The organism is Streptomyces sp. NPDC001678, assembly GCF_042892945.1.
Lineage (GTDB): Bacteria > Actinomycetota > Actinomycetes > Streptomycetales > Streptomycetaceae > Streptomyces.
The window spans coordinates 66,308-88,775 of the sequence record NZ_JBIAUP010000019.1 but is presented as its reverse complement, the minus strand read 5'-3'; the positions used below and the strand labels follow the sequence as shown (position 1 = coordinate 88,775).

Below are 22,468 nucleotides of genomic sequence, written 5' to 3'. Positions count from 1 at the left end.
CGGATCCGGTGTGCAGGGAGGCATCTGGAAGGCGTTCCGGTGTCGCGATCAAGCTCAGTGGCGGCGGCGCAGCCACCGCCACTGAGTGATCGACCGCCACCACGAGGAACGTGCCGGCGCCGAATCCTCAGAAGTCCCTGTCGGAGCGGTCGCTCCGTTCCCCAGGGCATCCGGCCGGGCGGACGGGATCTCATAGTCGGCGAGATCCGGGAGCTGCGGCTGATGCGGCGTGAACTTCACCGGCAGCTCGGTCAGGCGGCGACTCATCATGGCTGAGAGGTAGGTGAGTTCGGACTCCTCACAGGCGAGCGTGAGGTCGGGAAGTCGCCACAGCAGGGCGTCGATGCCCGTGCCCGCGATGGCTCGTCCCACATCCTGGCCGGGGCATTCGTGTGCTCCGCCGCTGAAGGCGAGGTGGGCGCGGTTGCCGTGGATGGGCGCGTCGAGGTCGGGTCGGACCACCTTGTCCATGTTCGCGGCAGCCAACCCCATGACCAGCGCGTCGCCCGACTTGATGTGCTGCCCACCGAGCTCCGTGTCCTGAGTCGCCCAGCGGCCCAGGATGGTGATGAACGGCGGTTCGTCCCAGAGTACTTGCTCTACGGCATCGGGCAGCGTCATATGCCCGCCCGCCAGGGAGGCCCGGAAGCGGATGTCGGTGAGCACCATCTTCAGGGTGTTCGCGATGACATTCACAGTGGATTCGTAGGCGGCGATCATGACGAGCCGCAGATGCTGCTGTACCTCGTCGTCCGAAAGGCCAGAGGGATGTTCCAGCAGCCAGGAGGTGAAGTCGGCGCCGGGCTGGGAGTGCTTCCGTGCGACAAGCTTGCGCAGCGTGTCCTGAAGAAACTCATTGCTCGCGACCGCCGTCTCGGTGCCCCTGAGCATGTCGAGGGCGGCCTTGGCCAGCCGGGGGCTGTCCTCCTCGGGCATGCCGAGCAGCTGGGTCATCGCCATCATCGGCAGATATTCCGCGAACTGACTCACGAGATCCGCGCGGCCGTCGGCACAGAAGCGGTCGACCAGCTGGTTGACGCACTGCGTCACATGGCGGCGGATACCCCTCTTGTCAAAACGCGCGATGCTGTCGTTCACGGCACCGCGCCATCGCTCGTGCTGCTCACCGTCGGCGAAGACGCAGATCGGTTGCCAGGCGGTGACGGGCGCCAACGGGTGATCGGGAGGGACCCTTCCCTCCCGGAACTCTCGCCAGTGCCGGGAATCCCGCGAGAACCGGGAGGGCGTACGTGCCACGTCCAGATTCTCCCGGTACCCCAGCACCAGCCAGGCCGGCAGATCTCCGGAGAGCAGCACCGGCGCCACCGGACCGTGTTTGGCGCGCAGCCGCTCGTACAGCCCGTACGGGTCCGATTCGGCCTCCGGGCCGTACAGCCGGGACGCGCCCGCGTGGGACGCGCCGAGGTGTGCCGGGCATCCCGGCGGCGGGGCCATGAGGGAGTCGGTGTGGGTGGGTTCGGGGGAGTTGGTCACTGTGGCTCCGTGGAGACGGTCGTGAGGGTGTACAGATAGCGCATCAGCGCCATCAGGATGTCGCGGCAGGAGGCGCGGTCGCGGGCGTCGCAGTCGATCATGGGGACGGAGTCGTCCAGGTCCATCGCCGCCCGGAGCTCCGGCACGGGGTACCTGGGGGCACCGGGGAAGGCGTTGACCCCGACGACGAAGGGGACGCCGCGTTCCTCCAGGCGGCCGATCACGTCATAGCTGACCTCCATCCGGCGGGTGTCGAGGAGGACGACCGCGCCGAGGGCGCCCTCGAAGAGGCCGTTCCACAGGAACCAGAACCGCTCCTGGCCGGGCGTGCCGAACAGGTACAGCACCAGCTGGTCGTTGATGCTGATGCGGCCGAAGTCCATGGCCACCGTGGTCTCGGTCTTCTGCTCGATGCCGGCGAGGTCGTCCACGCCGACCCCCGCCTGGGTCATCGTCTCCTCGGTGGTCAGCGGTCGGATCTCGCTGACCGAGCCCACCAGGGTCGTCTTGCCGACCCCGAAGCCCCCGACGATGACGACCTTGACGGCCGCGGTGGCGGTGGCGGGAAGGATGTCCTCGCTGCGCGGCCCGGCGTAGTTCTCAGAGCTTCTGTAGTCCATGCATCACCGCCTCAAGGATTCGGACGTCGGGCAGCGCGGCCGCGGGCACCGGCGGCCGGGCCTCGACCTTTCCGTTTGCGAGCAGTTCGGTGAGGAGTGGGGTCAGGGTGCTCACCGGCAGCTCCAGATAGGCGGATATCTCCGCGACCGAGAGGGGGAAGTCGCACATCCGCACGACGGCGGCGTGCTCGGGCTGGAGACCGGGGTCGGGCTCCGCGCGGGAGACGATCAGGGTGACCAGGTCGAGGTGGGTCGAGGTCCTGGCCCGGGTCTCCGCCGTGCTGAGGATGTACAGCCGGTCCGGGTTGCCGGGCGGCTCCGCTCCGGGCTCGTCATCGGGTCGGGAACCGTTCACGTGGCCGCCCCGCCGACCCGGGGCGGGCTGGTGAGATGGGAGCCGATGCGGGCCACCAGGTCCCGCATCTTCATGCCCATCAGCCCGGCGTCCACGTCGTCGTCGGCCAGCACGGCCAGATACGCCCCGGCCCCGGCGGCCATGAGGTAGAAGAAGCCGCCGTCGACCTCGATCACGACCAGGCGCATCTCCCCGTCCCCGTGCGGGAACTCCTGGGCGATGGCCGCCGAGAGGCTCTGCAGTCCGGCGCAGGCTGCGGCGAGACGGTCGGCGACCTCCGGTTCCGTGTCGTACTGGGCCATCCGCAGGCCGTCCGAGGACAGCACGATCACGTGGCGGGTCTTGGGGACGCTGGTGGCCAGGTCCTTGAGCATCCAGTCCATGTTGAACCGCGGCTGCTGCGTCACTTGGCTACTCTTCCTTGTCTGACGGGTTGTCGGTGATGGGCCGCCCGTTCCGCTCGTGCTGCTCGTGCAGCTCGCCGTTGATGCCGCTGGTGAACGCGGCCAGCCACAGTCCGGGCTGCGGCGGCTCCTCGGGCGTGGACGGGACGGGCTTGCGCCGCTCGGTCGCCGCGTTCCGGGCCCGCTCGGCGGCCGCGCCCCGGCCGAAGGGGAGCGGGGCCGGCCCGCGCCGCCGGCGGCGTTGGGGCAGACCGGTGTCGCCCATCGGTGGCGGGACGGGACTGTCCATCATCGGCGTCGAGGACGGCTGGGCGGGGATGGAACCGGGGCGCCGCTTCTTCTTGGCGGGCGGAAGCTTGGGGGCACGGGCGATATCGCCTCCGGGGAACCTGCTCGCGGTGATCAGGTTCGGCGGGATGACCAGCACCGCGCGGACACCGCCGTAGGCCGAGGGCCGCAGGGACACGATGAAGTCATAGGTGTTGGCCAGCCGGCTGACCACCGCCAGCCCCAGCCGCGGGGACTCGCCGAGGTCGTCCAGGTCCAGGCCGCCCTCCTTGGACAGCACCCGGTCGGTGCGGCGGCGGGCCTCGTCGGTGAGGCCGACCCCGGCGTCCTCGATCTCGACCGCGATCCCGGACTGGATGTCGACGGCGGTCAGATGGACCCGGGTCTGCGGCGGCGAGTAGCGGGTGGCGTTGTCCAGCAGCTCGGCCAGCGCGTGGATGACCGGCTCGACGGCGGGACCCACCACGGCGACGTCGGCCACGGAGTGGAGGTCCACGCGGCGGTACTCGAGGATGCGGGACATCGCGCCGCGCAGCACGTTGTAGAGCGGGATCTCGGAGCGCCACTGACGGCCCGGGCGCGAGCCGCCCAGGACCGCGATGCTGTCCGCGAGACGGCCGGTCAGGGCGTTGCCGTGGTCGAGGTGCAGCAGATCGCCGAAGACATCGGGGTTGTTGCCGTGCTTGTGCTCCATCTCCCGGATGTCGTAGGCCTGCTGGTGCACGATCGCCTGCATACGGCGGGCGATGTTGACGAACGCGCGGTGGGCCGCGTCACGCAGCGCCTCCTCCTGCTGCACCGCCTCGATGACGGACCGCACCACGGCCCGGTGCGCGGCGGCGAAACCGGGCTCCAGCTCATGGGCCGGGACGGTCACCCGTACGACCTGGTCGGTGGGGGCGCCGCGGCGCATCAGCTTGAGCGCCTCGGGGAGGACGTCCCGGGCGAAGCGCCAGGTCTCGGCGTCATGCTGATCCAGCCGGCGCTGGAGCAGCGCCTCCCGCTCGGCCAGGCGCCGGCGCAGCCCCGCGATCACCCTGCCGCGCCGCGCCGCCTCGGTGGAGGCCAGCCCCACCGCGACGGTGGCCGCCGCTCCGCACCAGGCCACGGGCGCCCGCGCCGCCGGGGCCACGGAGAGGACCGCCGTGACCGCGCACACGGCCAGCACCAGTGGGGAGATCAGCCATATGAGCGCGGAGGCGGGCCGCCTGGTTGCCGACGAGCCTGTACCAACCATCGAGATCCTCGGAACTCTTGAGACAAAGGAGTGGGGGCCGGAGCGCGGCATTTTCCTCGCTTCTTGGGCGGGAAAGGCGGCGGCAGCACAGCACTTGATCGCGGCGGGCCGTACTCACGGCGGTCCGCTGCGCGACATGGAGCGTAGCCGGTCGCCGGACGCTCCCGGCGCGAACTTGTCATATTCGCGGAATGAGATGACGAGCGAATTCGAAAGGCTTCATAATGGCCCACGCCCCAGTGGGCGAATGTATTTCCGAATGACAGGGGGCGCGTTCGGCCCGGAGCGAAGGTCACGCTCACGGGTGGTCCGTCCACCGAACCCTGCCCCTTGGCCGGTGGACGGGGCTAGGCTCGCTCCACCACATCCTCCGGGGAGACACCGTCATGTCGGGGCAACAGCGTGAACGCGTCCTATCTGCCGCCCTGTTCGAGCGAGAGCGCGAGCTATCCGTCGTCGAGCGGGCGGGGTACGGCCTCTGCGGCCGTGAGACCCAGAAGGAGAGCACTGAGAACGAAGAGGCCGAAGGGGCTGAGGAGGTCCTCGAGGCCGAAGCCGGTCGTGTCGGTGAGGCCGGCGGGACCAAGGCTGTAAGGGAAGGCGGTCTGCTTCTCGTCAGCGGTGAAGCAGGCGTGGGCAAGACGTCGTTGCTCACGCATGTGCGCCGGATCGCGGGCCAGCGCGACGACTGCACCGTGCTCTTCGGGCGCGGCAGCAAGTCCGCGGAGAGAGTGCCCTTCACCGTCGTCCGGCAGCTCCTCCAGCCCGAGCTCGCCGCGATGACCCAGGAGGCCCGGCGGGCGCTGCTCGGCGACTGGCACGACATCGCCGGCCCGGCGCTCGGCATCACCCCGCCCGTCGGCCCGCAGGCCGACCCCCAGGGCGTGCGCGACGGACTCGACTGGGTGATCACCCAACTCGCCCTCAACCACAAGCCTTTGATCGTCATCGTCGACGACGCCCACTGGGTCGACCCCGAGTCCCTGGCCTGGATCACCTCCTTCGCCGTACGGCTGCGGGAGATGCCGCTCCTCATCGTGCTGGCCTACCGGCCGGAGGAACTGCCCGACCACACCCCGGGCTTCAAGGATCTGGTCGCCGGGCGGGCGGCCCGCCCCGTCGAGCTGCGTGCCCTGACCCCCGAGGCGGTGGCCGGGCTGGTGCGCGAAGCCCTCGGCCCCGGCGCGGACGATCCGTTCTGCCGGGAGGTCTGGGCGGTCACCGGCGGAAATCCCTATGAGGCCGTCGAGCTGATAGCCAAGGCACGGGACCGCGACATGGATCCGGTCGAGGAGTCGGCCGCGCTGCTGCGCGCCCTCGGCGCCGCCGCCCGGGGCCCGGGCCTGGTCGCCCGGCTCGAGCAGCTGGGTTCGGCTGTCACGCGGTTCGCCTACGCGGCGGCCGTCCTCGGCACGGAGATCGAGCCGAGGCTCGCCGCCAACCTGGCGGGCATGGGCCCCGCCGAGGCCGAACAGCGCGCCGACCAGTTGCGGGAGGCCCGGATCCTCACCGGCACCACCACGCTGGAGTTCGTCCACCCGCTCATCGCCACCGCCGTCTACCGGGCGATCCCGACGGGCACCCGCACCGCCATGCACGGGCAGGCCGCCTGGCTCTGCGGCGATGCGGGCAAAGGGGTCGCCGTGGTGGCCCGGCACCTGCTGGAAGTGCACCCCGACTCCGACACCGAGGTGGTCGGCCAGCTGCGCGCGGCGGCCAGGGAACACCTTGCCGTTGGCGCCCCCGACGCGGCTCGTCGCTGTCTGGAGCGGGCACTGATGGAGCCCCCGCCCGAGGAGGAGCGGGCCATGCTGCTCTACGAGCTGGGCTGCGCGGCTCTGCTGACCTCGCCGCAGACCACGGTCAACCACCTCCGTGCCGCCCTGCACCTGCCGGATCTCAGCGAAGAGCTGCGCATCGACGCTACTTTCCGGCTCTCCCAGGCCTACGCGCACAACAACCAGCTCAGCGAGGCAGCCAAGGTGGTCGCCGACCAGGCGAGCCGGACTCCGCCGGGTCCGGGCAAGATGCGGCTGCAGGCGGCCCATTACATGTACAAAGGCATCCAGGTCGAGGAGGAGGACGCCCTCGCCCACTCCCGCCGTATCGCAGAACTGGCCGGCGATCTCGAAGGCCGGGACAACGCCGAGCGCGCCCTGTTGGTCCTTCGCGCGTTCGACGGCCTGATCCGCAGTGAGAACTCCTTGGAGGTCACCGAGTTCATCGACCGCGTCCTGGTGGACGGCAAGCTGCCCGATGGTCTGGGCTGGACGAATGCGGAGTGGGGCTTCGAGATCCCCAGCCTCATCGGAGTCGTCTGTGCCTACGCCGACCAGCTCGACGAGGCCGGGGACCTCTTCGACGAGGCCGTGCGCGCCTTCGAGATCGCCGGTTGGAGCGGTGCCCACCTCGCTTTCGCCCATGACTTCCGGGGGCTGGTCTTCCGGCGTCGCGGCGATCTGGTGGAGGCCGAGAAGGCCCTGCGCAAGGGGCTGGGTCTGGCCCACCGGCTGGGTCCGGGGCTTCCCATCCAGTGGGACGGCACGTGCATGCTGATCGACACGCTGCTCGCCCGCGGCAAGGTCGACGAGGCCCAGGAGGTAGCGGAGGCCAACTCCTTCCTCCCGCCGTACTCACCGGCGATCGTCCTTCCGGAGGCCGCCTGTCTGGCGGGCAGGCTGCTGCTTGCCCGGGGCCAGACCAAGGAGGCCATCGCCGAGCTGGAGGCGGCCGGGCGCCGACTCGAGGAGCGTGGACGGCGCAACACCCTCTGGGCACCCTGGGCATTCGACCTCGCCGTCGCCATCAAGGACGAAGAGCCGGAGCGCGCCCGGACCCTGGTCGGCCAGGCGCTCCAGCACGCGATGCGGTTCGGCACCGACACGGCCATCGGCGAGGCGCTGCGCATGGCGGCGAAGGTGGACGCGCCGCAGGAGCGGTTGGCCCGGCTGAGCAAGGCCGTCGCCCATCTGCGGATGTCGCCCTGCCGCTATGAGCTCGCGGCGGCTCTGGTCGACCATGGAGTCGCGCTGCGCGAGTCCGGCGACAAGGCGGAGGCGGTGGCGCGGCTGCGGGAGGGCCTGGAGCTCTCGGAGCGCTGCGGGGCGGACGGGCTCGTCCGTATCGCACGGGCAGGGCTCGTGGAACTGGGCGCCGAGGAGGAGGCCGAGCCCACGGAGTGAGTTCCTGTGTTGACGCAGTGGGTTGACGTCCGGGTGTGACGTCACCGTGTGAAGAGGGGCCGTCGGCCCGGGGCGACAGGCTCAGGAGACGCGGCGGCCCGTCTTCTTCGCGGCGGTCTTTTTCGCCGTCTTCGCCGTCGCCGTCTTCGCAGTGCCGCTCTTCGCGGTGGTGCTCCGGGCCGTGGTCTTTTTGGCCACGGCCTTTTTGCTCGCACCTCTGCTCGATTCGGCGGCCTTTTTCGCACGCCCGGACGGCGTGGCTGACGGCGTGGATTTCGCCGCCGCCTTCGCGGGGGCGCCTTTCCCGCTCGCCGAATCGATGGAGGCCTGGAGGGCCGCCATCAGATCGATGACATTGTCGGGCGCGGTCGTGGTCTTCTTCCGGGGCGCCGGCCGGTGATCCAGATGAGCGCTGATGAGCTCGCCGAGGGCGATCTCGTACTCGTCCTCCAGTGCGCCGAGGTCGAAGTCCTCCGACAGCGTGTCCATCAGGCTCGTGGCCATCTTGAGCTCCTGCGGCCGCACGGTGACCGAGGAGGACGGGGCGAGGCCCTGGCTGTCGCGGATCTCGTCCGGCCAGTACATGGTGTGGAGGACCAGCAGGTCCTCGTGGACCCTCAGCAGGGCCAGCGACTCCCGGGTCCGTAGCGCGATCTTGGTGACGGCGACCCGCTCGGTCCGCTTCAGCGTCTCCCGCAGCAGGACGTAGGGCTTGTCGGCGGCCGCGCTCTCCGGGGCGAGGTAGTAGGCGCCGGAGAGCCGCAGCGGGTCGATGCGGTCGGCGTCGACGAACGCCAGGACGTCGATGAGCTTCTTGCTCGGCAGGGGCAGGCCCGCCAGCTCGTTCCTGGTGACGACGGCCGTGTTGCCCTCGTCGTCCTCGTAGCCCTTGGCGACGTGCTCGTAGTCGATCTCCTCGCCGCACGCGTCGCAGACGCGCTTGAGGTGGATGCGGCCGCCGTCCTCGTCATGGACCTGATGCAGTCTGAGCCCGTGCTCCTGGACGGCGGCGTAGAGCCGTACGGGCACGGAGACCAGGCCGAAGCCGATGGCACCCTTCCACATGGTCCGCATGGATCCGTCCCTCCACGGGGAATTCCTACCTTATGCCCGACTCATCGGACCGGCAGGTGGTGGAGGTCGAGGGCCACCGGCTGGCCCTGTCCCACCTGGACCGGGTGCTCTTCCCCGGGTCGGGGCACACCAAGGCGCAGGTGCTGCGGTACTACGCCCGGATCGCCCCGGCGCTGCTGCCGCACGCCCGCGGCCGTCCCGCCTCGTTCGTCCGCGCGCCCGAGGGCCCGGCGGGGCAGAGCTGGGTCGCCAAGAACCCGCCGGGCGGTTCCCCCCACTGGGTGCCCCGGGTGCCGGTGGAACACCGGGAGGGGGTCACCGAGCAGATCGTGCTGGACTCCACGGCCGCGCTGGTCGCCATGGTGAACCTGGGCGCGTACGAGGTGCACGTGCCCCAGTGGACGGCCGGGGCGGGCCCGGACGGGCACGACCGCCTCGTCCTGGACCTGGACCCCGGCCCCGGCACCGACCTCGTCATCTGCTGCCGGGTGGCCCAGCGGCTGCGCCAGCTCCTCGACGCCGACGGGCTCACCGCGTACCCGGTGGTCTCCGGGTCCAAGGGGTTGCACCTCTACGCGCCCATCCGGCCCGCGTCGGGCCGGGCCGCCTCCCGGTACGCCAAGGAACTGGCGGGGCGGATGATGAGCGAGCATCCCGGGCTGGTGGTGGTCTCCATGGCGCGGGCCGAGCGCCGGGGCAAGGTCCTCATCGACTGGTCGCAGAACGCGAGCGCCAAGACGACGGTGGCGCCGTACTCCGTGCGTCTGACACCGGACCGTCCGGGTGTCGCCGCCCCGGTCGGCTGGGACGAGGTCGCCGGCTGTACGGATCCGGCCGGGCTGACCTTCGGCCCGGAGGAGGTCCTCGACCGCGTCGCCGACCACGGCGACCCGCTGGCGGGACTGGGGGGAGGACGCGGGCGCGCCCCGCTGCCGTGAGCCGGCGGCGCCCCGGGGCCCGCGCGCCGGGGCCCGGAGGGCCCGTCGGCCCGTCGGGCCGGGAGACCGGGGCCGGGATAACGGGGTGCCGGGATGCCGCTCACGGCGGCACCGCTTACGCCAGGTCCGTCAGATCCGGCCGGAGCCGGTGCCATGTGGGGTGGCGGAGCTTTCCTGCCGCCGTCCAGCCGCTGAAGACGACCTCGGCGACCAGCCGGGGCTCGGCCCAGTGCGCGGCCGGTACGTCGACCGGGCCCGTGAACGGCGAGTCGGGGCGCTGAACCACCGTCAGATAGCGGGCCAGGTCGGCGCGTTCGCGCTCGGCGAGGCCCGAGCCCACGGAGCCGATGTAGCGCAGGCCCTCGGGCTCGCGCAGCCCGGCCAGGACCGCGCCGGGCAGGCCCGTCAGCCGGCCCTGGCCCTCGGTCCAGCCGCCGATGAGGACGTCGATCGTGATCACATGCTTGGTCTTGCGCCAGTCGGGTGACCGGAGGCCCGGCGCGTACCGCGAGATCAGCCGTTTCGCGATCACGCCCTCGAAGCCGCTGCTCAGGGTGGCGTCCCAGGCCCGTCTGCCCTGGCCTTCGAGGTAGGCGGGCACCGACCAGTTCGGGCCGCCGATGCCCAGCCCCGAGAGCACGGCCCGGCGCTCGCGGTAGGCGAGGTCGGTGAGGAGGACGCCGTCGAGGTACATGATGTCGAAGACCATCAGGTGCACCGGGTACTCCATCGCCAGGTGCGCCGCGCGGCGCGGGTTGCCGATGCCCACCCGGCGCTGGAGCAGCCCGAAGTCGGGGCGTCCCTCCGCGTCCAGGACCACGATCTCGCCGTCGAGCACCACGGGCCGGCCGTGCAGTTGTTCGCCGAGCGCCTGGAGCTCGGGGTAGGTGCGGGTCGCGTCGTTGCCCGTGCGGGTGACCAGGCGCAGGGTGCCGTCGCCGGGCGTGTCGGCGACGCAGCGGACACCGTCCCATTTGACCTCGAAGGCCCAGTGGACGTCCTCGCCCTCGACGGGCAGCGGCCCGGGGGTGGCCAGCATCGGCCGGATCGAGGGGCGCTCGGGCAGCGGGGCGTTCACTTCGAACCGGCCCAGTCCAGCAGGCGGTCCACCGGCCAGGTGGTGATGACCCGGTCGGCGGGCACGCCGCACTCCTCGGCGCGGGCGCAGCCGTGGATCTGCCAGTCGAGCTGGCCGGGCGCGTGGGCGTCGCTGTCGATGGCGAACAGCACGCCCGCGTCCAGGGCCCGGCGCAGCAGCCGGCGCGGCGGGTCCAGCCGCTCGGGGCGGGAGTTGATCTCCACGGCGGTGCCGAAGCGGGCGCAGGCGGCGAAGATCATGTCCGCGTCGAACTCCGACTCCGGCCGCTCCCGCCCGCCGTGCAGCCGTCCGGTGCAGTGCCCCAGGACGTCCACGAGGGGGCTGGCGACGGCGGCCACCAGCCGCCGGGTCATGGCCGGCGCCGCCATCCGCAGCTTGGAGTGGACGGAGGCGACCACCACGTCCAGCCGGGCCAGGAGCTCCTCCTCCTGGTCGAGTGCGCCGTCGTCGAGGATGTCGCACTCGATGCCCGACAGCAGCCGGAAGCCGTCGTCGTCCAGCCGGTCGTCATCCAGCCGTGCGTTCACTTCGGCGACGACGTCGAGCTGTCGCCGCAGCCGCTCCGCGGACAGCCCATGGGCGATCGTGAGCCGGGGGGAGTGGTCGGTGAGCACGGCCCATTCGTGGCCGAGCGCGCGGGCGGCGCGGGCCATCTCCTCGATGCCGCTGCCGCCGTCCGACCAGTCGGAGTGGAGATGGCAGTCGCCGCGCAGGGCCTTCCGCAGGGCCAGCCCGCCCTCGGTGAGCGGGCCGCCCGTCTCCTCCTCCAGCCGTGCCAGATAGCCGGGCGTCCGGCCCGTGAGGGCCTCGGTGACCACGCCGGCGGTGCTGGGGCCGATGCCGCCCAGCGCCGTCAGGGAGCCGTCGGCCGCGCGCCGCCGCAGTTCCCCGTCCGGCAGCTCGCGGATCACGGCGGCGGCCGTCCGGAACGCCTTCACGCGGTACGTCGGCGCCTGTGAGCGCTCCAGCAGGAACGCGACGCGCTCCAGCGCCTCCACGGGCTCCATGGCACCACCTCCACACCACCACCGTGCGCTACGGGGGAGCGGCGCGCATGTGTTCCGGGCGCGCGCGGTATGGGCAGAGCATGCGGTGTGGGCAGAGCATGCGGTGTGGGCAGAGCATGCGGTGCACGCGTTGTCCCCACCGTGACGAGGAGGAGCGGGCATGAGCGATGCGCACAGTGACGGCGGCGTCGTTCCCGGGCGCCGGGCCGTGGTGCTGGGCGGCGGGATGGCGGGGATGCTGGCCGCCTCGGTGCTGGCGGAGCACGCCGACGAGGTGGTGGTCGTCGAGCGGGACCGGCTGCCGTCCGGGGCCCTGCCCCGCAAGGGGCTGCCCCAGGCCCGGCACGCGCATCTGATGCTCGCGGGCGGGGCGCGGGCGGTGGAGTCGCTGCTGCCCGGGATCACCGACCGGTGGCTGGCCGCGGGCGCCCGGCGGGTGGCGCTGCCGACGGCGCTGGTGTCGCTGTCGTCGCAGGGCTGGCTCCCCCGGACGCCCGAAATGCAGTTCCTGATCGCGTGCAGCCGGGACCTGCTGGACGCGGTGGTGCGGGAGCGGGTGCTGGAGCGTCCCCGGATCACGCTCCGGGACGGCTTCGAGGTCCATGGGCTCCTGGGCGACGCCCGGCGGGTGACGGGCGTGCGGATCGGCGAGGTGGGCGCGCGCGAGGCGCGGCCGCTCCCGGCCGCGCTGGTCGTCGACGCGACCGGGCGGGGTTCACAGGCGGCGCGGTGGCTGACGGAGCTGGGGCTCCCCGCCGTCCGGGAGGAGACCGTCGACTCGGGCCTCGTCTACGCGACGCGCCTCTTCCGGGCGCCCCCGGGCGCGGAGGACTTCCCCGTCGTGAGCGTCACCCCCCGCCCGGACTCGTTGCTGCCGGGCCAGGGCGCGACGATGCATCCGGTGGAGGGCGGGCGGTGGCTGGTGACGGTGTCCGGTACGAGGGGCGGTGAACCCTCGCGGGAGGCGGGGGAGTTCGAGCCGTTCGCGCGCCGGCTGAGGCATCCGCTGGTGGCCGACCTCATCGCCCGCGCGGAGCCGCTGACCGAGGTGCGGCTCAACCGCTCCACGGTGAACCGCCGCCGCTACTTCGAGCGGATGGCGTCCTGGCCGGGCGGTTTCGTCGTCACGGGGGACGCGGTGGCGGCGTACAACCCCATCTACGGTCACGGGATGTCGGTCGCCGCGCACGGCGCGGTCGCGCTGGGCGAGGTCCTGGACGGGCAGGTGCTCGGCGACCCCCGGCTGGCCCGGCGGGCGCAGCGGGCGGTGGCCCGTACGGTGGACGGGCCCTGGGCGATGGCCGTGGGCGAGGACATCCACTACCCGGGTGCGATCGGGGAGCGGCCGCCGGCCGTGGCGCGGCTGCTGCGGGGCTATGTCCAGCGGATGATGCTCACCGCGACCGTGGACCCGGGCCTGACCCGGGCCATGGTGGATGTGATGACCCTGTCGGCGCCCATGTCGGCGCTGTTCACGCCGGGTGTGGTGGCACGGGTGGCGCGTGGTCCCCGGCGGCTGCCGCCGCCGGGGCCGCCGATCACGGCGGCGGAGCTGGCCCGGGCGGGTGTGGCGCCCGCGTGACGCGTGGCCGGTGGCGGCCTTCCGGCCCGGCGTCCGCCCCCGGCTTCCGCGGGCGGCTTCCGCGGGCGGGTCGGCACCGCCGGGCCGCGCTCATGTGGCTGGTCGCCGTCGCGGCGGGAGACAGGCCCTTGACCCGCCCCTTCCCGTTTCCCGGGGGGCAAGCCCCCGGACCCCCGGGCCCCGGCCTGGTGGCCTCGGCCCCCGGACCCCCCGCGCGGCGGCGCCCATACGCCTCACGGCCGTGCCAGCCGTGCCGGCGGCAGGTATTCGCGTACCAGTGTCCGGTGCCACCAGCAGCCCGTTTCCCTGAGCTCGCGCCAGGTCGTGAAGCGGTAGAGGAACAGGCGGGCGCGGACGTGGGTGGGGGGCCGGGCGGGGAAGGGGTTGTGGCGCAGCAGGCGCAGGGTCGCCGGGTCGCCCGTCAGGAGGCGTTCGACGAAGGGGCCGAACCATTCGCGGGCGTAGCCGGGGGAGATCCCGGCGAACCACATCAGCCAGTCGAGCCGCAGGTGGTACGGCGCGAACTGGCGGGGGAGCCGGCGGGGGTCGCCGGGCTTGCCCCTGAAGCCGTACTCCTTCCACACCGTGTCCTCGGTGAGCCCTTCCTCATCCGTTCCCTCGACGACGACCTCGTAGCGGCTGCGATTGATGCTGCCGAAAGCGCCGTAGGTGTTGACCAGGTGGAAGGCGTTGAAGGACATGTTCATCCGCTGCCGCGCGGAGAGCAGATTCCGCACCGGCCACCAGCTCAGCACGGCCACCAGCACCGCCGCGGCGAGCACCGGCACCTCGAACCAGACCGGGGCGGGTGGCGCCGGGGCGTGCCGGGGGAGGCCCAGCAGCTCCGCCAGGGCCGTGCCGTCGACGGCGGAGAGGGCGAGGACGATCGTCAGCCAGTTGAGCCAGGAGAAGTTGCCGGAGGCGACGAGCCAGAGCTGGGTGCAGATGATCACCCCGGCGGCGACGCTCGCCACCGGCTGCGGGGTGAAGAGCCCGAACGGCACGACCAGCTGGGCGACGTGGTTGGCGGCCGTCTCCACCCGGTGGAGGGGCCTGGGCATCCGGTGGAAGAACCAGCTCAGCGGGCCCGGCATGGGCTGGGTCTCGTGGTGGTAGTACAGGCAGGTCAGATCCCGCCAGCAGGGGTCGCCGCGCAGTTTGATCAGCCCGGCGCCGAATTCGACGCGGAAGAGCAGCCAGCGCATCAGCCACAGCGTGAGCACGGGCGGGTCCGTCCGGGCGTTGCCCAGGAAGACGGCCAGGAAGCCGGCCTCCAGCAGCAGGGACTCCCAGCCGAAGCTGTACCAGGTCTGGCCCACGTTGACGATCGACAGATAGAGCACCCACAGCGCGGCCCACATCGCCATCGCCGCGCCGAGCGGCACGGCGTCGGCCGCGCCCGCCACGACCGCGGCCGACAGCAGCGCCCCCGTCCAGGCCCAGGCGGCGAAGAAACGGTCGGAGTAGTGGAACTGGAAGACGCTGGGTGCCCGGCGCGACGGAACGTACGCGACGTACTGGGGGACGGGCAGCATGCCCCGCTCCCCGATGAGCGCGCGGAACTGGAGGGCCGCCGAGACGAAGCCGACCAGGTAGATCGCGGCGAGCGCCCGCGTCAGGAACAGCCGGCTCAGCCAGTACCCGGATGCCGTGAACCACTCCATGGCGCCCTCCGTACCGCTCACGCCCCTCGGGACCACGCAGTCCTCCGGACCATGCAATCCTCCGGACCATGCAGTCACATCGAAGAAACAGACAAAAGATGGCAGAGTGACTCTATGGTTGATCGGGGAGCGACGCCTGCCGCCGTACCGCCGCCGGACGACTGGCCCGCCCGCCCGGAGACGGTGCTCGCCCTCAATCGCATGGGCGGCTTCGACTGGGACCTGATCAGTGGACGGCTGCACCTGGACCCGCAGGCGCTGGAGCTCCTCGAGGTGCCGCCGGAGCGGTTCCACGGCCGGATCACCGATCTGTCGTACCGCGTGTCGCGCCCCGACGCCGCCCGGCTCGACAGCATGGTGGCCCGGGCGCTGAAGGACGGCAGCGAGAGCTACGGCGGCTACTACCTGGTCCGCTCCGACGATGGCTCCCAGCGCTGGACGTACACCCAGGGGCGCATCCGGCGCGACGCCGACGGGCGGCCCTGCCGGATCATCGGTATCGTCCGTGACGCCACCGAGGAGCTGGGCCGCACCGGGCCCCGCGAGACCGACGAGGAGCGCCGCCACCAGACGACGGTCGTGGAGACCACGACGGCCGCCCTCGCGCACGCCCGGACCGTCCAGGACGTCATCGACTTCTTCCGGGACACCCGGGCCGTCGATCATCTGGGCTCCGATCTGCTCGTCCTCGGCCTGCTGGAGTCCGGCCGCATCCACCTCGTCGCGGAGGGGCCCTCGGAGCACTTCATCCCCGGGACCCGCTATACGCGCATCGACGACAACTTCCCGATGAGCGAGGTGATCCGCACCCTCTCGCCCCGGTTCATCGAGTCGCCGGAGGAGTTCTCCACCCACTACCCCTGGCTGTGGGAGCGCATCAAGGACATCGGCATCAGCTCCGCCGCCTATCTGCCGCTGATCGCCCAGGCCCGGCCCATCGGCGCGCTGGGGCTGCTCTACCGCGAGGCGCGCGGCTTCACCCAGCAGGAGCGCAACCTCTACATCGCGCTGAGCAGCAGCCTGGCGCAGGCCATAGCCCGGGCGATGCTCTTCGACCAGGAGCACGACCTCGCCGAGGGCCTCCAGCAGTCCATGCTGCCGCGCCGCATCCCCGACGTCCCCGGCGCGCAGATCGCGGTGCGCTACCGGTCGGCCCGGATGGGCCGGGACATCGGCGGCGACTGGTACGACGCCATCCCGCTGCCCGGCGGCCGGGTCGGGGCGGTCATCGGCGACGTCCAGGGCCATGACACCCACGCCGCCGCCGTGATGGGCCAGTTGCGGATCGTCCTGCGGGCGTACGCCACCGAGGGGCACTCGCCCGCCACCGTCATGGCCCGCGCCTCGTCCTTCCTCCACGAGCTGGACACCGACCGCTTCGCCACCTGCACCTACGCGGAGGCCGACCTCGCCACCGGGCTCGTCCAGCTGGTCCGCGCCGGCCATGTGGACCCCATGCTGCGGCACGCCGACGGCACCTGCCGCCGGCTGCCCGTCTCGGGCGGGCTGCCGCTCGGCCTGTCCGCCGAGTTCGGGCGGCTGGACTACCCGGTGACGACCGTCGAACTGGACCCGGGGGAGACCCTGCTGATGTTCACCGACGGCCTGGTCGAGCAGCCCGGCTCCGATCTCGACGAGGGCATGCGCCGGCTCGGGGCCCTGGTCCGCGAGGGCCCCTACGACCTCCACAAGCTGGCCGACCTGCTGTGCGGCGTGGTCGGCGAACGGATGGGCGAGGACGATCTGGCCGTCCTGCTGCTGCGCCGCCAGGGACCGGCCACCCGCGGCGGCGGTCGGCTCCAGCAGCACATCGCCCCCGCGGACCCCGAGGCCCTCTCGGCCGGCCGGCACATGATCCGCGCGGCGGTACGGGCATGGGGCGCGCGGGAGCGCTCGGACGAGATCGAGCTGGTCGCCGACGAGCTGGTGACCAACGCCCTGCTGCACACCGACGGCGCGGCCGTCGTGACCATCCGGATGCTGACCGGGCCCGAACGGCGGGTGCGGGTCGAGGTGGAGGACAGGTCCAGCGCCCTGCCGCGCCGCCGCGAACCCGGCGAGGCGGGGGTGTCCGGGCGCGGGCTGCTGCTGGTGGACCGGCTGGCCGACGTCTGGGGCGTGGAGCCGCGCGGGACCGGCAAGTCCGTCTGGTGCGAGTTCGTGGTGCCCGACCGGCACACGGCCCCGGACGCCGGCGACTGAGCCGGTTGTCCGGGAGTTCATGCCCTATACACCCTCCGGTGTAAAGGAATTGCAAATTCCGGTCTTTTTGGATCAACTGTTGGCGCAGTCCTAACTGACGGATCGTCGAAAAGGCCGAAATCGATGGGAACCCCCCGCCGCCACACCCTCCGCCGCAGAGCCGTCCAGCTCCTCGGCGTCGCCTCCCTCGCCCCCGCCGTGCTGCTCACCGCCCAGGCCGGTCCCGCCCGGGCCTTCGGCACCGTCAGCACGTTCGGGCAGCACGCCGAACACGAGGCGATCACCCGCGCCGCCCTGGCCTGCGCCCCCGGCGCCCGGTCCGACGGCAGCTGCTTCGAGCCCCGCTCCCTGGACCAGCTCGCCGGCGGCAAGGGCACCTTCGGCGCGGTCGGCGCCCCCGACACCGACGAGATCGTCGTCTCCGCCGCCCACTGCGACAACGCCGACTTCCTCGCCGCCCCCGGCTACCCGCGCGACCGCGTCGACGCCACCCGGCAGCTGCTGACCTGCATAGCCAAGCTCCAGACGCGCTTCACCGAAGGAGTCACCGCCGCCGCGGGCACCATCGGGGCGGACGGCAAGGTCGCCCCGGGCGAGACCGACCTCACCAAGAGCTGCACCTTCACCCTCGGCGTCCCCGGACGCAACAAGTGCGAGGCCATCGAGGGCCTGGGCCGCGCCCTCCACGGCGTCCAGGACTTCTACTCGCACAGCAACTGGACCGACAAGGCCGCCGCCGGCCCCCTCGGCAAGGACAACCCGCCCGGCCTCGACCGCCCCGCGCCCGCGCCCCTCCTCGCCCTCGGCACCGGCCGCCCGCCCGCCGCCTCGGCCGTCCCCGCCGACCTGACCACCGGCTGCTTCTCCCTCCTCCCCCTCGGCTGCGCCCGCCACGTCCAGCACGCGGGCCTCAACAAGGACACCGGCGTCATCGACCCGGCCACCGGAGCCACCAGCGGCCCCACCACACCCCGCGGCAAGGTCGCCGGGAACTTCGACCGCGCCGTCCACGCGGCCATCGCCGACACCCGCCGCCAGTGGGCCGACTTCCGCGCCGCCCTGACGGCCGCGTACGGCAAGGACCGCGCGGAGACCATCGGTTGCGCCCTCACCCACGACACCCCCGCCCGCGACTGCGCGCCCAAGAGCTGAATCCCGCGTTCCACCGGGAAGAGGCCAAGGTCACAACGGTTGCCCCTGCTACCGAGCGCGACCGCTCACTAGCCTTCCCCCCATGACGGTCCTGCCCGACGACGGCTTCCACCTGGCTGCCGAGTTCCCGGACGCGACCCGTGAGCAGTGGCAGCGCCTTGTCACAGGCGTGCTGAGCAAAACGGGCACCGCGGCCGAGGGGCCGGCGGCCGAGGACGCACTGGCCACCGCGCTCCAGGACGGGCTCGCCACCCGTCCCCTGTACACCGCCGACGACGGCGGCGCGGTGCCCGGCCCGCCCGGCTTCCCCCCGTTCGTCCGCGGCGGGCGGCCGGAGGGCACCGCGCTCACCGGCTGGGACGTACGCCAGCACCACGGCGGCGGCCCCGACCCCCGGCGGACCAACGAGGCCGTCCTCGCCGACCTCGAGAACGGCGTCACCTCCCTGTGGCTCACCGTCGGCGGCGCCGGACTGCCCGTCGAGGCCCTCCCCACCGTCCTGGACGGCGTCTACCTCGACCTCGCCCCCGTCGTCCTCGACGCGGGCGAGGAGTTCGAGCCCGCCGCGCGGAAGCTCCTCGGCCTGTACGCCGAGCGCGGTCTGCCGCGCGACGCGGCCGCCGGCAACCTCGGCGCCGACCCCCTGGGCACCCTGGCCCGCACCGGCACCGAAGCCGACCCCGCCGGGGCCCTGGACGCCGCCGCCCGCCTCGCCGCCCTGTGCGTCCGCGACCACCCGCGCCTGCGCGCCCTCACCGTCGACGCGCTGCCCCACCACGAGGCCGGCGGCTCACCCGCCCAGGAACTGGGCGCCTCCCTGGCCACCGGCGTCGCTTACCTCCGCGTACTCACCGCCGCCGGGCTCACCGTCGACGAGGCCTGCTCCCAGCTGGAGTTCCGCTACTCCGCCACCGCCGACCAGTTCCTCACCATCGCCAAACTCCGCGCAGCCCGCCGGCTGTGGGCCCGCGTCGCCGAGGTCAGCGGCGCCACGCCCGCCGCCCGCGCCCAGCGCCAGCACGCCGTCACCTCCTCGGTGATGATGACCCGGCGCGACCCCTGGGTGAACATGCTGCGCACCACCATCGCCTGCCTCGGCGCCGGCGTCGGCGGTGCTGACGCCGTCACCGTCCTGCCCTTCGACACGGCCCTCGGCCTGCCCGACGCCTTCGCCCGCAGGATCGCCCGCAACACCTCCTCGATCCTGCTGGAGGAATCCCACCTGGCCCGCGTCGTCGACCCCGCCGGCGGCTCCTGGTACGTGGAAAAGCTCACCGACGAACTCGCCCACGCCGCCTGGGCCTTCTTCCAGGACCTCGAACGCGCCGGGGGCCAGGCCGCCGCCCTGCGCTCCGGACTCCTCGCCGAACGCCTCGCCGACACCTGGCGCAGCCGCTCCGCCGACCTCGCCACCCGCCGCGAACCCATCACCGGCGTCAGCGAGTTCCCCCACCTCGGCGAGGCGCCCGTCCACCGCGAACCCGCCCCGCCCGCGCCCTCCGGCGGACTGCCGAAGGTCCGCCGCGACGAGGCGTACGAGGCGCTGCGCGCCCGTTCGGACGCCCACCTCGCCGCCACCGGCGCCCGGCCCCGCGTCCTGCTCGCGGCTCTCGGCCCCGCCGCCGTCCACACCGGCCGGGTCACCTTCGCCGCCAACCTCTTCCAGGCGGGCGGCATCGAGCCCGTCACCCGCCAGGTCACGGCCGAGGACGCCGCCGACGCCCTCACGGCCGAGGGCGCCACGACCGTCTGCCTGTGCTCCAGCGACGCGCTCTACGCCGAGCAGGCCACGGCCGTCGCCGCGGCGCTCAAGGGCGCCGGCGCCACCACCGTCTTCCTCGCCGGAAAGCCCAAGGGCGAACTGAGGGAAGACTGTCAGCGGGCGGGAGTCGACGCGTTCGTCTTCGCCGGCGGCGACGCCGTCGCCGTCCTCTCCTCCGTCCTCGACCGCATGGGAGTGGCGTGATGCGGATCCCCGACTTCTCCGGCATCGACCTCGGCCCCGCCGCCGGCGGCCCCGCCGACCCCGGAGCCTGGCGCGCCGCGCTGAAGGAGAGCACCGGCAAGAGCGCCGAGGACCTCCTCTGGGAGACCCCCGAGGGCATCGGCGTCAAACCCCTCTACACCGCCGAGGACCTCGACGGGCTGGACTTCCTCGCCACCTACCCCGGCATCGCGCCCTATCTGCGCGGCCCGTACCCGACGATGTACGTCAACCAGCCCTGGACCATCCGGCAGTACGCCGGCTTCTCCACGGCCGAGGAGTCCAACGCCTTCTACCGCCGCAATCTGGCGGCCGGTCAGAAGGGCCTGTCCGTCGCCTTCGACCTGCCCACCCACCGCGGCTACGACAGCGACCACCCGCGTGTCACCGGCGACGTCGGCATGGCGGGCGTCGCCATCGACTCGATCTACGACATGCGGCAGCTCTTCGACGGCATCCCGCTCGACAAGATGACCGTCTCCATGACCATGAACGGCGCGGTGCTGCCCGTCCTCGCGCTCTACATCGTGGCCGCCGAGGAACAGGGCGTACCGCCCGAGAAGCTGGCCGGGACCATCCAGAACGACATCCTCAAGGAGTTCATGGTCCGCAACACCTACATCTATCCGCCCCGGCCCTCGATGCGGATCATCTCCGACATCTTCGCGTACACCTCGCGGAAGATGCCGCGCTACAACTCCATCTCCATCTCCGGCTACCACATCCAGGAAGCCGGGGCCACGGCCGACCTGGAGCTCGCCTACACCCTCGCCGACGGCGTCGAGTACCTCCGCGCCGGCCAGGGCGCCGGGCTCGACGTGGACGCCTTCGCGCCCCGCCTGTCCTTCTTCTGGGCGATCGGCATGAACTTCTTCATGGAGATCGCCAAACTCCGGGCCGCCCGGCTGCTGTGGGCCAGACTCGTCAAACAGTTCGACCCCAAGAACAGTAAATCGCTGTCGCTGCGCACCCATTCACAGACCTCCGGCTGGTCGCTGACCGCCCAGGACGTCTTCAACAACGTGGCGCGCACCTGCGTCGAGGCCATGGCCGCCACCCAGGGCCACAGCCAGTCCCTCCACACCAACGCCCTCGACGAGGCGCTGGCCCTGCCCACCGACTTCTCCGCCCGCATCGCCCGCAACACCCAGCTGCTCATCCAGCAGGAGTCCGGGACCTGCCGGGTCATCGACCCCTGGGGCGGCAGCGCCTACGTCGAACGGCTCACCCACGACCTCGCCCGGCGCGCCTGGCAGCACATCCAGGAGGTCGAGGCCGCCGGCGGCATGGCACAGGCCATCGACGCCGGCATCCCCAAGATGCGTGTCGAGGAGGCCGCGGCCCGCACCCAGGCCCGTATCGACTCCGGACGCCAGCCGGTCATCGGCGTCAACAAGTACCGGGTCGACAGCGACGAGCAGATCGAGGTCCTCAAGGTCGACAACTCCTCGGTGCGTGCCCAGCAGATCGAGAAGCTGCGCCGGCTGCGCGCCGAGCGCGACGAGAGCGTCTGCCAGGACGCCCTGAACGCCCTCACCCGCGCCGCCGAGGCCGGCCCCGGCCCCGGCCTGGAGGGCAACCTCCTGGCCCTCGCCGTGAACGCCGCCCGCGCCAAGGCCACCGTCGGGGAGATCTCCGACGCCCTGGAGAAGGTCTACGGACGCCACGCCGGGCAGATCCGTACGATCTCCGGCGTCTACCGGGAGGAGGCCGGCATGTCGTCCGGCGTGGAGCGCACCCGCGCGCTGGTCGAGGCGTTCGAGCGGGAGGACGGCCGCCGCCCGCGCATCCTGGTCGCCAAGATGGGCCAGGACGGCCACGACCGCGGCCAGAAGGTCATCGCCACCGCCTTCGCCGACCTCGGCTTCGACGTGGACGTCGGCCCGCTCTTCCAGACGCCCGCCGAGGTCGCCCGGCAGGCGGTCGAGGCGGACGTCCACATCGTCGGCGTCTCCTCGCTGGCGGCCGGTCACCTCACGCTCGTCCCGGCGCTCCGCGAGGAACTCGCCGAACAGGGCCGCGAGGACATCATGATCGTCGTCGGTGGGGTCATCCCGCCGCAGGACGTGCCCACACTCCGTCAGATGGGCGCCGCCGCGGTCTTCCCGCCCGGCACGGTCATCCCGGACGCCGCCCACGACCTGCTGAAGACCCTCGCCGGGGTCCTCGGCCACGAGCTGTGAGCC

General features: G+C 72.4%; 16 protein-coding genes. 7 read left to right on the top strand and 9 right to left on the bottom strand.

Going from position 1 to position 22,468, the window contains the following annotated elements:
- Window positions 1-54 precede the first annotated feature (54 nt).
- Genes ACFYZR_RS29465 through ACFYZR_RS29445 form a run of 5 tightly spaced genes read right to left on the bottom strand, consistent with a single transcriptional unit; the run spans window position 55 to window position 4,398 of the window.
- Window positions 55-1,455, bottom strand: coding sequence for a cytochrome P450 (locus tag ACFYZR_RS29465; protein WP_391915835.1), 1,401 nt, complete (start codon window positions 1,453-1,455; stop codon window positions 55-57).
- A gap of 35 nt (window positions 1,456-1,490) precedes the next feature.
- The gene (locus ACFYZR_RS29460; RefSeq protein ID WP_391915720.1) at window positions 1,491-2,114 is read right to left on the bottom strand and encodes an ATP/GTP-binding protein; all 624 of its coding nucleotides are present in this window, start codon (window positions 2,112-2,114) and stop codon (window positions 1,491-1,493) included.
- Window positions 2,095-2,469 (bottom strand): DUF742 domain-containing protein, encoded by a 375-nt coding sequence (locus ACFYZR_RS29455; RefSeq protein WP_391915717.1) that lies wholly within the window; start codon window positions 2,467-2,469, stop codon window positions 2,095-2,097. The genes ACFYZR_RS29460 and ACFYZR_RS29455 overlap by 20 nt, the downstream gene beginning before the upstream one ends.
- Window positions 2,466-2,852 carry a roadblock/LC7 domain-containing protein gene (locus tag ACFYZR_RS29450; RefSeq protein WP_229353828.1) on the bottom strand — a complete coding sequence of 129 codons (387 nt, stop codon included), beginning with the start codon at window positions 2,850-2,852 and terminating at the stop codon, window positions 2,466-2,468. Before ACFYZR_RS29450 ends, ACFYZR_RS29455 begins: the two co-directional genes overlap by 4 nt.
- Window positions 2,853-2,880: 28 nt before the next feature.
- Window positions 2,881-4,398 (bottom strand): ATP-binding protein, encoded by a 1,518-nt coding sequence (locus ACFYZR_RS29445; RefSeq protein ID WP_391915715.1) that lies wholly within the window; start codon window positions 4,396-4,398, stop codon window positions 2,881-2,883.
- Between the two features lie 386 nt (window positions 4,399-4,784).
- On the opposite strand from ACFYZR_RS29445, the gene ACFYZR_RS29440 reads away from it, so the two are divergent.
- Window positions 4,785-7,580, top strand: a complete 2,796-nt coding sequence (locus ACFYZR_RS29440; RefSeq protein ID WP_391915713.1) for an ATP-binding protein — start codon at window positions 4,785-4,787, stop codon at window positions 7,578-7,580.
- Window positions 7,581-7,661: 81 nt separating this feature from the next.
- Here the strand turns inward: ACFYZR_RS29440 and ACFYZR_RS29435 are convergent, their stop codons facing one another.
- On the bottom strand, window positions 7,662-8,654 hold the full coding sequence (locus ACFYZR_RS29435; protein WP_391915711.1) for a Ku protein: 993 nt from the start codon (window positions 8,652-8,654) through the stop codon (window positions 7,662-7,664).
- 32 nt (window positions 8,655-8,686) lie between these two features.
- Here ACFYZR_RS29435 and ligD (ACFYZR_RS29430) point away from each other — a divergent pair, with 32 nt between their 5' ends.
- Window positions 8,687-9,592 (top strand): non-homologous end-joining DNA ligase, encoded by a 906-nt coding sequence (gene ligD, locus ACFYZR_RS29430; protein WP_391915708.1) that lies wholly within the window; start codon window positions 8,687-8,689, stop codon window positions 9,590-9,592.
- 115 nt (window positions 9,593-9,707) lie between these two features.
- Here ligD (ACFYZR_RS29430) and ligD (ACFYZR_RS29425) read toward each other — a convergent pair whose 3' ends face one another.
- Window positions 9,708-10,631, bottom strand: coding sequence for a non-homologous end-joining DNA ligase (ligD, locus tag ACFYZR_RS29425; protein WP_391915831.1), 924 nt, complete (start codon window positions 10,629-10,631; stop codon window positions 9,708-9,710).
- A 35-nt stretch (window positions 10,632-10,666) separates the two neighbouring features.
- The gene (locus ACFYZR_RS29420) at window positions 10,667-11,698 is read right to left on the bottom strand and encodes a PHP domain-containing protein (protein WP_391915705.1); all 1,032 of its coding nucleotides are present in this window, start codon (window positions 11,696-11,698) and stop codon (window positions 10,667-10,669) included.
- A 160-nt stretch (window positions 11,699-11,858) separates the two neighbouring features.
- Here ACFYZR_RS29420 and ACFYZR_RS29415 point away from each other — a divergent pair, with 160 nt between their 5' ends.
- A complete protein-coding gene (locus ACFYZR_RS29415) occupies window positions 11,859-13,280 on the top strand; it encodes an NAD(P)/FAD-dependent oxidoreductase (protein ID WP_391915703.1) in 1,422 nt (473 codons plus the stop codon).
- Window positions 13,281-13,513: 233 nt separating this feature from the next.
- Here the strand turns inward: ACFYZR_RS29415 and ACFYZR_RS29410 are convergent, their stop codons facing one another.
- Window positions 13,514-14,944, bottom strand: coding sequence for a lipase maturation factor family protein (locus ACFYZR_RS29410; RefSeq protein ID WP_391915829.1), 1,431 nt, complete (start codon window positions 14,942-14,944; stop codon window positions 13,514-13,516).
- 114 nt (window positions 14,945-15,058) lie between these two features.
- Between ACFYZR_RS29410 and ACFYZR_RS29405 the strand changes: the two genes are divergently transcribed.
- The 4 genes from ACFYZR_RS29405 to scpA all read left to right on the top strand — a co-directional run bounded on the left by ACFYZR_RS29405 (window position 15,059) and on the right by scpA (window position 22,465).
- Window positions 15,059-17,146 (top strand): SpoIIE family protein phosphatase, encoded by a 2,088-nt coding sequence (locus ACFYZR_RS29405; RefSeq protein WP_391915700.1) that lies wholly within the window; start codon window positions 15,059-15,061, stop codon window positions 17,144-17,146.
- 123 nt (window positions 17,147-17,269) lie between these two features.
- Window positions 17,270-18,298 carry a CinY protein gene (locus ACFYZR_RS29400; RefSeq protein WP_391915698.1) on the top strand — a complete coding sequence of 343 codons (1,029 nt, stop codon included), beginning with the start codon at window positions 17,270-17,272 and terminating at the stop codon, window positions 18,296-18,298.
- Between the two features lie 82 nt (window positions 18,299-18,380).
- Window positions 18,381-20,264 (top strand): methylmalonyl-CoA mutase family protein, encoded by a 1,884-nt coding sequence (locus ACFYZR_RS29395; protein ID WP_391915696.1) that lies wholly within the window; start codon window positions 18,381-18,383, stop codon window positions 20,262-20,264.
- A complete protein-coding gene (gene scpA / locus ACFYZR_RS29390; RefSeq protein WP_391915693.1) occupies window positions 20,264-22,465 on the top strand; it encodes a methylmalonyl-CoA mutase in 2,202 nt (733 codons plus the stop codon). Before ACFYZR_RS29395 ends, scpA begins: the two co-directional genes overlap by 1 nt.
- Window positions 22,466-22,468 lie beyond the last annotated feature (3 nt).

Coding starts and splice junctions, on each gene's coding strand:
- ACFYZR_RS29465 (WP_391915835.1), bottom strand. CDS start 1,455: ATGGCCCCGCCGCCGGGATGCCCGGCACACCTCGGCGCGTCCCACGCG.
- ACFYZR_RS29460 (WP_391915720.1), bottom strand. CDS start 2,114: ATGGACTACAGAAGCTCTGAGAACTACGCCGGGCCGCGCAGCGAGGAC.
- ACFYZR_RS29450 (WP_229353828.1), bottom strand. CDS start 2,852: ATGGACTGGATGCTCAAGGACCTGGCCACCAGCGTCCCCAAGACCCGC.
- ACFYZR_RS29445 (WP_391915715.1), bottom strand. CDS start 4,398: ATGGTTGGTACAGGCTCGTCGGCAACCAGGCGGCCCGCCTCCGCGCTC.
- ACFYZR_RS29440 (WP_391915713.1), top strand. CDS start 4,785: ATGTCGGGGCAACAGCGTGAACGCGTCCTATCTGCCGCCCTGTTCGAG.
- ACFYZR_RS29435 (WP_391915711.1), bottom strand. CDS start 8,654: ATGCGGACCATGTGGAAGGGTGCCATCGGCTTCGGCCTGGTCTCCGTG.
- ligD (WP_391915708.1), top strand. CDS start 8,687: ATGCCCGACTCATCGGACCGGCAGGTGGTGGAGGTCGAGGGCCACCGG.
- ligD (WP_391915831.1), bottom strand. CDS start 10,631: ATGCTGGCCACCCCCGGGCCGCTGCCCGTCGAGGGCGAGGACGTCCAC.
- ACFYZR_RS29420 (WP_391915705.1), bottom strand. CDS start 11,698: ATGGAGCCCGTGGAGGCGCTGGAGCGCGTCGCGTTCCTGCTGGAGCGC.
- ACFYZR_RS29415 (WP_391915703.1), top strand. CDS start 11,859: ATGAGCGATGCGCACAGTGACGGCGGCGTCGTTCCCGGGCGCCGGGCC.
- ACFYZR_RS29410 (WP_391915829.1), bottom strand. CDS start 14,944: ATGGAGTGGTTCACGGCATCCGGGTACTGGCTGAGCCGGCTGTTCCTG.
- ACFYZR_RS29405 (WP_391915700.1), top strand. CDS start 15,059: ATGGTTGATCGGGGAGCGACGCCTGCCGCCGTACCGCCGCCGGACGAC.
- ACFYZR_RS29400 (WP_391915698.1), top strand. CDS start 17,270: ATGGGAACCCCCCGCCGCCACACCCTCCGCCGCAGAGCCGTCCAGCTC.
- ACFYZR_RS29395 (WP_391915696.1), top strand. CDS start 18,381: ATGACGGTCCTGCCCGACGACGGCTTCCACCTGGCTGCCGAGTTCCCG.
- scpA (WP_391915693.1), top strand. CDS start 20,264: ATGCGGATCCCCGACTTCTCCGGCATCGACCTCGGCCCCGCCGCCGGC.